10 protein-coding genes are annotated in these 13360 nt (G+C 42.1%); 7 read left to right on the forward strand and 3 right to left on the reverse strand.

Annotated features, from left to right (window positions below; genetic code table 11):
* The first annotated feature begins 33 nt into the window (after nt 1-33).
* The 4 genes from ACM0OX_RS10255 to ACM0OX_RS10270 all read left to right on the forward strand — a co-directional run bounded on the left by ACM0OX_RS10255 (nt 34) and on the right by ACM0OX_RS10270 (nt 3258).
* A complete protein-coding gene (locus tag ACM0OX_RS10255) occupies nt 34-1554 on the forward strand; it encodes an LCP family protein (RefSeq protein WP_414514779.1) in 1521 nt (506 codons plus the stop codon).
* 126 nt (nt 1555-1680) lie between these two features.
* Nucleotides 1681-2187, forward strand: a complete 507-nt coding sequence (locus tag ACM0OX_RS10260) for a pentapeptide repeat-containing protein (RefSeq protein WP_414514780.1) — start codon at nt 1681-1683, stop codon at nt 2185-2187.
* 46 nt (nt 2188-2233) lie between these two features.
* Nucleotides 2234-2911: a hypothetical protein gene (locus tag ACM0OX_RS10265; RefSeq protein ID WP_414514781.1), complete on the forward strand. Its 678-nt coding sequence runs from the start codon at nt 2234-2236 to the stop codon at nt 2909-2911.
* Nucleotides 2869-3258, forward strand: a complete 390-nt coding sequence (locus ACM0OX_RS10270; RefSeq protein ID WP_414514782.1) for a hypothetical protein — start codon at nt 2869-2871, stop codon at nt 3256-3258. Before ACM0OX_RS10265 ends, ACM0OX_RS10270 begins: the two co-directional genes overlap by 43 nt.
* A 213-nt stretch (nt 3259-3471) precedes the next feature.
* Here ACM0OX_RS10270 and ACM0OX_RS10275 read toward each other — a convergent pair whose 3' ends face one another.
* Nucleotides 3472-6489: a GAF domain-containing protein gene (locus ACM0OX_RS10275; RefSeq protein ID WP_414514783.1), complete on the reverse strand. Its 3018-nt coding sequence runs from the start codon at nt 6487-6489 to the stop codon at nt 3472-3474.
* 761 nt (nt 6490-7250) lie between these two features.
* On the opposite strand from ACM0OX_RS10275, the gene murJ reads away from it, so the two are divergent.
* From murJ to ACM0OX_RS10290, 3 genes are all read left to right on the forward strand, one after another.
* Entirely contained in the window at nt 7251-8855 is a 1605-nt protein-coding gene (murJ, locus tag ACM0OX_RS10280) for a murein biosynthesis integral membrane protein MurJ (protein ID WP_414514784.1), read from the forward strand.
* 221 nt (nt 8856-9076) lie between these two features.
* Nucleotides 9077-9589: an outer membrane beta-barrel protein gene (locus ACM0OX_RS10285; RefSeq protein WP_414514785.1), complete on the forward strand. Its 513-nt coding sequence runs from the start codon at nt 9077-9079 to the stop codon at nt 9587-9589.
* A 204-nt stretch (nt 9590-9793) separates the two neighbouring features.
* Nucleotides 9794-10087: a hypothetical protein gene (locus ACM0OX_RS10290; RefSeq protein ID WP_414514786.1), complete on the forward strand. Its 294-nt coding sequence runs from the start codon at nt 9794-9796 to the stop codon at nt 10085-10087.
* Here the strand turns inward: ACM0OX_RS10290 and ACM0OX_RS10295 are convergent.
* Both ACM0OX_RS10295 and ACM0OX_RS10300 read right to left on the reverse strand, forming a co-directional pair.
* Nucleotides 10084-12993: a DUF3769 domain-containing protein gene (locus ACM0OX_RS10295; protein WP_414514787.1), complete on the reverse strand. Its 2910-nt coding sequence runs from the start codon at nt 12991-12993 to the stop codon at nt 10084-10086. The genes ACM0OX_RS10290 and ACM0OX_RS10295 overlap by 4 nt on opposite strands.
* Before the next feature lie 197 nt (nt 12994-13190).
* The gene (locus ACM0OX_RS10300) at nt 13191-13307 is read right to left on the reverse strand and encodes a photosystem II reaction center protein I (protein WP_041566417.1); all 117 of its coding nucleotides are present in this window, start codon (nt 13305-13307) and stop codon (nt 13191-13193) included.
* Between the last annotated feature and the right edge of the window lie 53 nt (nt 13308-13360).

Genomic DNA, 13360 nt, shown 5'->3' on the forward strand with positions numbered 1-13360 from the left:
ACTTTTAGGGAGTGGTTGAGTGGGGAGATAATTGTGATAAAACAAGTCGAATGGTCGGAAAATCCGGTTACGTCTCAGCAAGTAGTAGAGTTTGAAAGTGACGTGCGATCGTCGCAAATTCAACGGACAGAAAATCAAGTAGCGCCAGCACCAGTAGCCGACTTAGAGGAGGAGCAGGTCGAACTAAACCAGCCAGCAAATCCGAACCGTAGCGTCATCGAATCTGTGGGTGCGTTTCCCAATCAGCTTTCTGAAAGACTGGGCTTAACCATGCCTCGATGGCTGTTATGGTTTATGACGGTTGTCATTGGCATCATCTTATCTGGGCTGCTGGTGTCAACATTAGCGCTGTGGACTCCTTTATGGAGCAATCTAGATCGAACAGATGAGGATTTAGGAACTACTGCTAAAGACGAAGTAAAAATCCCATTACCAGGGGAGTTATGGGGCAAACTCTCCCAGTACAAGCTTTCACGTCCGATGAATATTTTAATCATGGGGATTGAACCAGTCAGCGGTACCGTTGATGGCTCACCAGAAAGCTTTGCCGGGAAAAGCGACTCCATGCTACTGGTACGACTGAACCCTAGTGAAAAATCTGTAAGGGTGCTTTCCATTCCCAGAGATACAATGATCGCCATTCCCGAAAAGGGAGAAAAGGGATTAACTAAGGTATCTGATGCCAATGCCAAAGGCGGCCCAGTCTTGGCTGCACGGGTAGTTAGCCGTACCTTAAACAACGCCCCAATCGATCGCTACATCCGTATTTCTACCAGCGGCTTACGGCAGTTAGTCGATCAGTTAGGCGGAGTAGAAGTCTTTGTTCCCCAATCAATGGAATATAAAGACTCCAGCAGTCGGCTGTCGATTAATTTAGTTAGTGGCTGGCAAACCCTTAATGGCGAACAAGCAGAACAGTTTGCCCGATTCCGCGAACCAGGTTTGGGAGATTTGCCGAGAGTGCAGCGTCAGCAAGCACTAACAGCAGCCCTGCTGCAACGCTTAAATAGTCCCACCATCTTACCCAGGTTGCCTCAATTAACTCGCCTAATGCGAAAATATTTTGATACCAACCTGAAGATGGAAGAAATGATGGCGTTGGTCAATTTTGGACTCAACCTAGATCGGGATAATTTCCAAATGACTGTGTTGCCTGGTACCTTTAGCCGCTTTAGCAAAGACCCTGATAGCTATTGGCTGAATATGACTGGACAACAGAGCCTGTTGAATGATTATGTTGGGGTAAATGTACCTGGTCTAAAACCAGATATGCGTCAGGTTCCTAACCTCAAAATTGCTATTCAAAATGCTTCAAATCAACCTCAGCTAACTGAAAAAGTTATTGCTTATCTTAAACAGAAAGGCTTTAATAATATTTACAAAGTGCCTGATTGGCCGGATACCCAACGTCAAACTCAGATTATTGTCCAAAAAGGCAACCGACGAGTTGGGGTTGATTTGCAAAAAGTCTTAGGCTTGGGTCAAATCGATGTGTCTGCCATTGGTGATTTAGAATCCGATCTGACAATCCGCATTGGGAAAGATTGGAAATAGCTAAGAGTCATTAGTCATTAGTCATTGGTTAAATGGCAAAGCGCAAAATCTGAGCGGGGGTTTCCTCCGCTCAGAACTTTGTAAGATAGAACTAATGACGAAGGACTACTGAGAAATAATAAAGTTATGAAAAAGATTTTACTGCGCTTTTTGGGTTTGATTGTAATTTTGCTACTAGCCTTTGGGTGGATAATACTTAATCCCAAACCGGCTTTTGCTCAGATAAACACAATCAATTACAACAACATAAATTTAGAAAATCGTGACTTTTCTCATGCTGATTTAGCAGGGGTAACTTTTGTAGCAGCAGAAATGCGGGGGACAAATTTTCAAGGAGCGAATTTAACCAACGCAATTCTGACTAAAGGAGTTTTATTAAAGGCAAATTTGGAAGATGCGAACTTGAGCGGTGCTTTAGTCGATCGCGCCACTATGGATGGTGCTAACCTGAAAAATGCCATCTTTACTGAAGCAACTTTGACCCGCAGCCGTTTTTATGATGCTGATGTCACTGGTGCTGATTTTACCGATGCTTTAATTGATCGCTATCAAGTGTCGCTGCTGTGTGAAAGAGCCGATGGCGTAAATCCAGCTACGGGTGTGTCAACGCGAGATAGTTTGGGTTGTAGGTAAAAAAACTCAGCGTTGAGCATAAAAACAGAGACATTTTTGCGAAAAAATGGAAAATACAAATTCTTTATTAAAATATGTATTATTCGCTATCGATTTGATTTTCATTTGGGATTTGGTCAGAGATAAAAAGATACAAATTTATGAGCAAACACAAAATAAGCTTAAGTTTATTGTTCAACCGAAGTTACTTAGATTTATTGGGTTCTTTATTGGACAAATAGGTATAATTTGTTTATATGCTATTTTTCTGTTTATACCTATCACACAACTTGATTGTAACCGAGTTTTACAAAATATAGATACTTCAAATATCGAGCAAAAGTCATCAAAAATTATATGTCAACTGATAGAATTTGATTTTTTTGGTCATCCAAAAAGCCAAAAACAAATTTCTGGATTAATTGAAAGTCGTTTAGAAAAACAAACTAAAACTGATACAGAGGGAAAAATAATATATAAATATCAAGTTCAGTTATTAACTAAAACAGAAAGTATTCCGTTTAGAAGAAGTACTTACAGTGATTATTTTTCCGAAGAAGCGGAGTTTATCGTATTAAAAATTAAGAATTTCTTAGTACAACCTTTAGAAAAAAGTTTAGTCGTTACAGCAGTTTCGGCAGCTATGAGGTACATCCTAAAAGCTGAAAGCAATGATAGGAGAGGGGCAAGGAGAAAACTATATTGCATAATAGCCGGAAGCGCTGTAAGCAAGATGATACCTTAGTCGGCTATGCTGCAATTGGCATAACCATATTTTGCCTATTATTAGGTTTATTAATTATAGCGTCAGGTTCATTTATCGACTGTAATTTTGATAAAGAGTCAAATAGCTTAAGTATCAGCCACTATAAATGGTTTGGAATATTGGGAAAATCAGTTTTTTTGTACTCGTTAAACGAAATTGTTGATATTAAAGTTAAAAACTTTTATGGCGAAGATGGTACAGCTCATCAAATTACCTTAATGTTAGAATCTGGTGAAAGAGTACCTTTAATTGGTACCTATAGTTCTGGGTTTAAAGAAAAACAAGAAATAGTTAAAATAATCAAAAATTTCCTCGCTTCAAATTAGTAGCTGTTTATACTAATTCTGCCACTTTCTCAATATCAACTCTGCGATCGCATCCCAAAAAATGATCCTAAACTCTAAAGAAAATAAATTATTATATTGATTCAGAGGGTGCTGCATTAGTCTGTTACGATGCCTTCGGGGAACGGAGGAAACCTCTACTTATCCTGGCTCCCCTATTTAAAGTTGACTGAAATTGTCAAAAATCAATAGCCTCTAATTATCAATGGGAATTTCAATTAAAAACTCTGTTCCTTCTCCTGGTTTAGAAGAACATTTCATCTGACCACGATGTTTCTCAACTACTATTTGATGGCTAATAGACAATCCTAACCCCGTACCTTTACCAGGTGCTTTGGTAGTAAAGAAGGGATCGAATATATGCGATCGCACCTCTTCTGGAATCCCAAGACCATTATCAGCTATTCTTATTACAACCTGGTTATTAATGACTTGCGTATTAATCCAGATGCTTAAGGGTATTCTCGGACACGTTTGTAATAATTTCAAATACCTTTGCTGTATAGTGTTAAACTTTTCCTCTAATGCATCAATACTGTTACTCAAAAGATTCATAAACACTTGGTTTAATTGTGCGGGATAGCATTCGAGCAAAGGTAAACAATCATATTGTTTAACAATCTCAATTGCTGGGCGTTCATTATTATTTTTGAGGCGATGCCCTAAAATTAACAAAGTACTATCCAACCCTTCATGAATATCTACTGGCTTTAATTCAGCCTCATCTGTACGAGAGAAGTTTCGTAGTGATAGCACAATATCACAAATCCGCTCTGTTCCTACTTTCATTGACTCAAGAGTTTTGGGTAAATCTTCAATGAGAAAGTCCAAATCACTCTTGTCGATTTGCTCTTGAACAGTTGGCAATATTGAGGAGTTTTGACGGTAAAGTTTCACTACTTTTAGCAGTTCTTGAGTATATTCATTTAAATGGATAAGATTGCCAAAAATAAAACTGATGGGATTGTTGATTTCATGGGCAACTCCAGCAAGTAGTTGTCCTAATCCCGCCATTTTTTCACCCTGAATTAACCTAGTCTGAGTTTGTTTTAATTCTTGCAGAGTTTGAGAAAGTTCCAAGGTTTGACGTTTAGTTTGCTCGAGTAATTCTGCTTGCTGAATTGCAATTCCTAATTGCACCCCAACTTGAGCCAGTAAATTAATTTCCTCTTCTTTCCAATAACGTGGTTGTGAATTTTGATAAGCAACTAATAATCCCCATAATTTTTCACCTTCCCGAATCGGCACAAAGGTTTCGTTACGTGGAAGTTCGTTATCGTCGTCTGTATCCTCAAAAGTTTCTATAATCGTTGGTTGGGTTTGTGCAACTGGTTTCCAACCATCTTTGAAGGAATCTGCCACAAATTTACCACTCCAATCCGGGTTGAAGCGGTAAATTGCAATTCGCTCGACTTCGAGCAACTCTCGTACAGCTTGAGTAGTGGTTCTAAAAATAGTTTTAATATCGAGTGACTGGCGGATTTTATCAATAGTTGCAGCCAGCAGTTCTTGACGTTCCATTGCTTTCTCCCGTTCAGTGGCTTCTGCTAACTGGACAACCTGCATTTGAACTTGCTTTAAATAAGAATCTTGTTTTAATGCGACTCCTAATTGTTCGGCGATTTGACTGGTAAATTCAATCTCAGAAGGTTGCCAGTAACGAGGAGCGGTGCATTGGTGAATACACAGCAATCCCCAAAGTTCACCTTTTTTCAATAGAGGTGCAACCATATTTGCCCGCACTTGAAATTTTTCTAGGATTTGGACGTAGCAACCGGGGAACTTTCCTTGATAAATGTCAGCGATCGCATTTACTCGGCCTTGGGCGTAAAGGGGTGCAAAGTTTTCCCCGAAACAATAGTCATAAACTTTTTCTGCCATTACCGAATTACACTCAGGCACAAAATCCTCAGAAATAAATTCTCCTTCCCAATCTTTTTGCGGGTCAAAACGAAAGACTGCCACTCGGTCTGCTTGCAGCATTTGCCTAGCCTCGGTGACAGTAGTCTGGAAGATTGTATCTAAATCTAGAGACTCCCGAATTCGAGTAATTACACTAGTTAATGTCTTTTGTTGCTCTGCTTGGTACTGAGCGTATGCCAGCAACTTATGGTGTCGAACTGCTACACCAATTTGTGTACCGATTTTGATCAGTGATTCGACTTCATAAGATTCCCATTCTCTGGGTGAAGCATTTTGGTAGGCAGCGATGATTCCCCAAAGTTGATCTCCTTGGAGAATAGGGGCAGTTGCAAAGGCTTTTGCCTGGAATTGCTCCAACAGAGTTACATGGCAGTTTGTTAATCCAGCTTGGTAAATATCATTAACTATAAAAGTCTGGTTGTTAACGTAACGCCCACCTTGCGTCTGTTGTAAATAAGTATCAGCGATCGCAGGCTCAACCCCAACTAAGGGAGTCCAGCCTTCCGTAAATGATTCCGCAACAAATTTACCACTCCAATCGGGATTGAAGCTAAAGATGGCAACTCGGTCAGCTTGCAACAGCTTGCGTATTTCTTGAGTTGTGGTTTTAAAGATAGTTTCAATATCAAGGGGCGAGCGAATTTCATCGACAATTTTAGCTATTACTTGGTCGCGCTGAACTGCTTGAGCCAATTTTGCAGCTTGCAATTTGACTTCATGGAGATGCTTTGCTTGTTGAATCGCAACAACAAGATGGTCAGCAATTTGACGAATAAACTCAATTTCCGATTCTTTCCATTCACGAGTCTCACTGCACTGATGAATGCAAAGCAATCCCCACAGTTCCTTCTGGCGGGATAGAGGGACAACAAGGTTGGCCTGTACCTGAAATTTACTCAAAATTGCCACATGGCAATCACTCAGTCCCGCCTTGTAAATATCTGCTACTGCTTGCACTCGACCTTGTTGATAACTGGCAGCAAATTGTTCTCCAAAGCAATGGTCGTAAACTTTTACTGTCATTGCTGAGTCCCAGCCAATTGCAACATCTTCAGAAACAAATTCTCCCTCCCAGTTTTGTTCGCGGTCGAACTGGAAGACTGCTACTCGGTCAGCATTCAGCAACTGACGCACTTGTGTAACAGTCGTTTGAAAAATTTTTTCTAAATCAAGCGATTCCCGAATGCGGACAATTACACTCGCCAGAGCTTTTTGTTGCTCTAGTTGCTCTTGAAGTTGAGCGCTTGACAAAAGAAGTTGATTTTCTGTGAAATTTGAATTGGGTTCCATTGCTCTGGATTATCTCGTTTTTATACAAGGGTTCCTCACACCAAAGTTCATGGGATTAAGAAGTGTCACAAATATGACAAACTGCAAAGTTTTACAGTCTTCAACTGGCCGCGTCCAGGATTCACCAATTTCAGATGGATAGCAACTTGTTGAGGTGGGGACGAATGGGCGCTTTGGGACTGAGTACTGGGTACTAAGGAATAAAATATGAGTAAAATTTGTTTGGGATTCAAATCTCGCCCGATATCCAGTCTCTAGTCTCCAATCCCCAATCCCTAGTTCAACTATTTCCCAGAAGATGGTTATTGTTATAGTTCCCCTTTCTCGATCTATCCTTGTAATGGATTAAAAAATAATTTTGGCTTATACACAACAGAAAAGATAGCTAAGTACGCAATTGTGTAAATTCATTGCCAATTGAGGGTTTAATTTGAAACACAGAGGAGTGCAAAGTTTATTTGAGTATATTCACTACGAACTTAGGCAAGGCTGTCAATAAGTTAGTATTATCGGGACAAATCAGAAAAGCGGCCTGACCCCTTTGAAATCGGGATCTAACTAACTTGTAATTCGCTGTATTATCGCAATCTCAGGAATTTAATTTTGAGCGTAGGCGTAGTCCGTCTTAAGCATCGCTCTGCCTTTGCCCTGAGCGTAGGCATTTAAAATTACTAATTTGTCAAAATTTACCTGACAGACTGCGGAATTTCAGGTTAAATGTTTTAAAGTATGCACTCTGCAAGAGTTGTCGGGTATTATTCGTGACACAACAAGATCAAAAACCCTCTCGTTCCTTCGCTGGAATTGCTGGCATTGTTGCCGCAGCCACATTAATTAGTAAAGTCTTCGGTTTAGTGCGGCAGCAAGCGATCGCTGCCGCATTTGGTGTTGGTGCTGCTGCCACCGCCTATAGTTATGCCTATATTATCCCTGGCTTTCTGTTGATCTTACTCGGTGGCGTAAATGGGCCATTACATAGTGCGATCGTCAGCGTTTTAGCCAAGCGTCGCCGAGAAGAAGCAGCTCCTTTAGTGGAAACTGTGACAACGCTGGTAGCTGGATTGCTGTTGCTGGTGACAGTTGCTCAAGTTCTATTTGCGGATACGATCGTTGATTTAGTCGGTCATGGTTTAGAAGAAACAACCAGAGCAATCGCTATTCAACAACTCCGCATTATGGCCCCAATGGCTTTATTTGCCGGTTTAATTGGCATTGGCTTCGGTACTCTCAATACAGCCAATCAATATTGGTTACTGTCCATTAGCCCTTTATTATCCAGTATTACCGTTGTTGGCGGTCTTGCGATCTTGGCGATGCAACTGGGCAAGGACATTATTAAACCGGAGTACGCTTTAATCGGGGGAATGGTCTTAGCTTGGGGAACCTTGGCAGGAGCGATTCTCCAGTGGGTAGTGCAGCTAATTGTTCAATGGCGATTAGGATTGGGCACATTACGCCTGCGGTTTGATTTTAAATCTCCAGGCGTTCAAGAAGTAATTAAAATCATGACTCCGGCAACAGTTTCATCTGGAATGATGCCAATTAATGTTGCCACTGACCTTTATTTTGCTAGTCCTATCCCTGGTGCAGCGGCAGGATTTAACTATGCCAATCTATTAGTCCAAACTCCCTTGGGGATTATTTCTAATATTATTTTGCTGCCTCTATTACCGATATTTGCCAAACTTGCTGGCCCCGAAAATTGGCAGGACTTAAAATTACGGATTCGCCAAGGACTGCTACTCACTGCTTTTACGATGTTACCGCTAGGGGCACTGATGGTGTCGCTATCAGTACCCATTGTGCAGGTGGTATATGAACGCGGTGCTTTCAAGCCAGAAGCCACAGAGCTAGTTTCATCCTTACTAGTAGCTTATGGAATTGGGATGTTTGTCTATTTAGGGCGTGATGTATTGGTGCGGGTATTCTATGCTTTAGGCGATGGACAGACACCTTTTCGCATCAGTATTTTTAACATCTTGCTCAACATCTTATTAGATTGGTTTTTCGTGAAACCTTTTGGCGCTCCCGGTTTGGTATTAGCAACGGTGGGTGTAAATTGTAGCTCAATGTTAATGCTATTATGGTTGCTCGATCGCAAACTCAATGGTTTACCTTGGCGCGAGTGGAGTTTGCCGATTCTGGGTTTGGCTGGTGGTAGCATAGTTGCTGGAGTAGCAAGCTATGGGACTTTGGTTGGTTCTCAGCATTTGTTAGGTAAAACGGGTTTACTGATTCTGGTGTTGCAGTTGTGTATATCTGGCTTCGTAGGGATTATAGTGTTTGCTGCGATCGCTTCATGGCTGAAAATACCAGAGGTGAATATATTTATATCTCGTCTACGTCAGCGCTTTTTGAAGAAATAACTGTTATCTAAATAGAATTCAGGAGTCAGGAGTCAGAATGGGCTAAACGCCCATTCTGACTCCTGAATTCTTCAATTAAATATTTCAGTTGTTACACCCAGGTGGGTGAGAAATAATTCAGCCACTTGGGTGAACCAGATGCGTGAGGTTACATTTTGTAAAAAAAGAGATTCTAGTACTAGAGAAGATTAATTTTACTTAACTCTAGTGAGAATAATTCTATGAAACTTACAAAATTAGCTGCCTCTTTCCTTGCTGTTGCTTCCATTGTCCTCTCAGCCGGCATTGCATCTGCTCAAACAGCTGGTACTAACGGTAACTACATCGGTGCTGGTGTTGCTGTTGGTGCAACCAGTGGCGGACAAGGAAATGATGAAGCCCAAATTGGTGGTAATATTCAAGGACGATACGCCGTACCCAATGCCCCTGTTTCACTGCGGGGTTCTGTGTTGTATGGTGGCGATGCTGCTGCAATTATGCCCATAGTGACTTATGATGCGCCCATCGCCAAAAATACTAACGTTTACTTCGGTGGTGGTTATTCCTTTGTAACTGACGAAGGTCAAAAAACTCCATTGGGCAATCGGAATTCACCTGTAGTCACCCTTGGGGTTGAATCAGAAGTTAGCAAAAATGTCATTGCCTACGGCGATACTAAATGGGGTATTGACGCCTACAAAAATAGTGATGCTGATGCCGTCAGCTTTCAAGCTGGATTAGGCTATCGTTTCTAGTGATTACCACCTAGAAAACGGCTTATTCGGAAGCTAAAGCAATGATATTTTCCAGCCGTAATAGTAATTCACTCTTTCATGCCCAAGTATTAATGCTTGGGCATGAATCATTTTTAGTGATTATTTTGATAAAAAATGATATTGGCTAGTATTGATACTTTATCTTAAAGTGAAGCAAATACATATACGTATAAGATATTACTCATGAAAAAGATTAATCCCATTCCAGAAATAGTTGGTGAAACAACTGATGTAGAATCCTGGCTGATGCGAGCAGGGCTAAGATTTTCAGACTTAGGTGACGATGCTGCAAGTATTGCAATCCGTAGGCAATGGCGAGAGTATCAAGCCGCAGTTCATAGATGTTGTGTAACCCTACACCAACCACCATTAGGCGTTCAACTAAGCGGCGACTATGCCAACTTGAGAATACCTGGCGCGGCATTTACTAATTGTGCGATCGATCGCCTGTCGAGTCGTCCCCAGTCCTTAGACTAATTATCCTGTTGCACGCCGTTCACTACTGGCTTAATTTCCGAAAATGGATCGGTGCCACCACCCCAGTTAAAATCACTAATTCGGATGCTGAAACCGCCTAACTCCAGCACCGGATTGTAACGTAAGGTAATGCCATAGGTGCGACGGCTATATTCCAAAATGTAGTCGGTGCTACTTTCTTTACCAGTATCCAAGTTAACAGATGTTTGAAAGCCTAAGCGAAAAGGTCCGTAGATTTGCTGTGATATTCCAGCGGTCAATACTGTGTTATCAACGGAGCGGTCAAACAAAAAGGGTGATAATCCGTTATTTAAGCCTTGAGAGTAACTGACATTAAAGGCTGTATAGTCGAAAAAAGGTCGAGAAAAATGACCAATTTGCCCTTGTAAGCCAATTGTACCAATTAAGGTGCTTTGGTTATCACCATTGCTGTAATAACTGGTAGTGCCTGTAAGGCTAGCGATCGCTTGCAAGTAAGGAACTACAGGGGTAGCGGTGTATCGTAATCCCTCAGTGGCAGTAGGTGGTAATGGTTTTCCCTGCCACAGCAACAGCCCTCTACTGAGAGTCGCACTGCCTTGTAAACGACTAAGTGAAATGCGATCGTTTTCCCGTGCTGGTTCTAGCAAGTCTTGGCGATCGGTGTTGGCATCAATATACTGGGCACTTGCCTGGTAGTTAAGGTTGATGCCACTTTTTCCTAAAGGAATCACAGGAGAGGTAATAATGCCGCCAAAACTGCTCTGGACAGTTTGAAAACCCAGAGTACCGTTGTAGAGACGATCGCGGTAGTTATATTGCACATTCAATGTGTGGGGAAGAGAAGTGCCTAATGTCTGGCGCACTCCTAAATTCATTCGCAAATTCTCTTCCACGTCATTCAAGTTAAAACTAGTTAACTCTCCAGTTCCTTGAATTATCGTCCGTGGACTCAAAACAGAATTTATCTTGGTCTTCACACCAAAAAGTGCGCCTAAGTCACCTGTGCCTTCTTGCACAGCTCTCTGTAATAATAACTGGGGCGTGATTGTCCAGCGTGTCTGCTCTGTATCGATTATTGGAAAGCCGCGCTCAATATATAAACCACCCCGATCTTCTCCATCGTAGCCAGGGGAGACTATTGCAGGTGAAACGTCCCGTTCTCGACGGTCAATAGTACGCTCATTCAGGGGAATTGGTAAGGAGACTTTTTGATCCAATACCAAACGCTGCCCCTGTGTCCTGATGCGGTCTACCAAGGGTGATTCTCGCGTCAAAGTTACTGTATTTGCACGTAATTCCAATTCAGGCGGCGAAAAAGGATCGTTGGTGATGCGGACATTGCTTGCTTGCCAGCCTTGCGGATAAAAGTCAATTTGTTCAGCTTCAAACCTGAGCCGATTGACTACACCCCCTGTTTTCGGTGGCGGGATGTTGCTAACACCTGCCCGACCACCAATTGTCACATCAATTCCTCCAGGGCTGCTGACACCGGAAAGGGGTTGATTGGCTCTAATGCGATCGCTGGGCGGACGTTTTGAAACTCCACCAGTACTTACAGCTGTGGGTGAAAAAGCAAAATCTGTTTGTGCTGAAGGTACGTAAATTTCTCCTCTACCATTTTCCAGTTCCCCACGATCTTGAACGAAGTTATAGGTAAAGCGTTGTCCGCGCAGTATCTGATCGCCCCGTGTTAAGGTGACGTTGCCGAATCCCGCAGCGATCATGTTGTCCAAATTGACTTGTAAGCGATCGGCATCCACCACCGCCCCATCAAATCGCACAATTACATTACCTACAGCTGTAATAATTCGCTGTTTCTCGTCATACTCTTGCCGATCTGAAGTGACTTCTACAATTCTTTGTCCGGCTGGCGGTGGGGTAGCTGGCGCAGTTGTACTAGATGGTTGAGCTTGTGGCTGAGTGGTATTTACTTGTGGTGTAGGCGTTGGGACTTGGCTTTGTTGCTGGACTTGGGACTTAAATTCTATAGTGATCGGTACAGAGAGTTGGTTTGTGGGCTTACGAGATTTAAATGTTATAAAATTTTGTACTGATTGAGAACTCGGTGCTAGATCGGCAGCAGATAAAGAGATATTGTCTTTTTTTAGAGACTGTTGTGCGGTGAAATAGCGTTGCTGTTTTTGTTGGGTTAACTTCTCAGCTAAAATTTCTGATTTGGATTTGCCTAACTTCTTGCTGTTTGTGACAGTTGGGGCAATTTGAAGAGGGTGTTGAGATTGGGCGATAAGAGGACTTGGAGAAACTCTATAGCTAAAGCTAGAAGAGTCCAAAAAGGTTGGTTTTGCTCCACCATTAGAGTTTGGATTTTGCGTAGACGCAAAGCAGCTTGTCGTCAGACATCGCTGACTGAGTTTTTGAGCAGGCTCATCTTTCGCGTTTTGGTCTAAAGCCTCCGCTCCGACTTTTTTTTGCAAGGTAGCGGCTTCTCTTTGCATCTCCCGTTTACGCAGTGCCGACATCAGAAGAAGTTCCGAGTGGCGGGGTTTGACGCTCGGACTTGTCTTTGTGTATTCTTTAACTTGGCCATTAGAGGTTGTAACCTCCTGCGTGGGATAACCAACAACCATTGGCTGTCCCAAAAGCCCAGCAGTTGCAGAAGCAGGGAGTGGGGAACTTTCTGGTGGAAAGGTTTCTGGTGAATGAGGTACAGAAGAAGTTTTAGCAACTACCAAGTCATCTTGAGTTGAGTCGATCGGAGTTGACAATAAAGGATCCCTTTTAGTGTTACCCGAAATTGCCAACTGAGCCAAATTCTTGGGCTGCTTGGATTTGTCTGTATTTTCGTGTATTCCAGTATCTACACCTGAAAGAAACTTTGTATGACTAGCAGATGAGGCGGGATTTACAGGTTGTAAAGATTCAACAATAGGAGGCGGATTAGGTGGCAGAACTGGATGAAGCATAAGTGAGCAAAATCGGGCTAACAAACAGCCAAATGACAAAGGGAAGGATTAAACATACATTTTGCCTTCCGACTGTCGCCTTCTGCTACCTACAGCAAGCTACTTGGAGGAAGAAACTTACTAAATTTTCGCTTAGTAAGTTTCCGTGGCGTTTAGTATTTTCCGCCTTCCAAAGTCGCGGATGATTTATCGGCCTTTTACTCTAAGTCCCGACGGCCGGGGTTACGAGCTGGATCGTTCGACAAAAATCCGAAGATGAAGATAGTTACGAAGAAGGCAACAACAATATAAACAGCGATTTTTAAAGTCAGCATAGAAATATCTCCAACGGGTAAAACAAAGAAAGCTTTTCTTTCAGTATCTGCAA

Source organism: Nostoc sp. PCC 9305 (genome assembly GCF_963920915.1).
Classification (GTDB): Bacteria; Cyanobacteriota; Cyanobacteriia; order Cyanobacteriales; family Nostocaceae; genus Nostoc.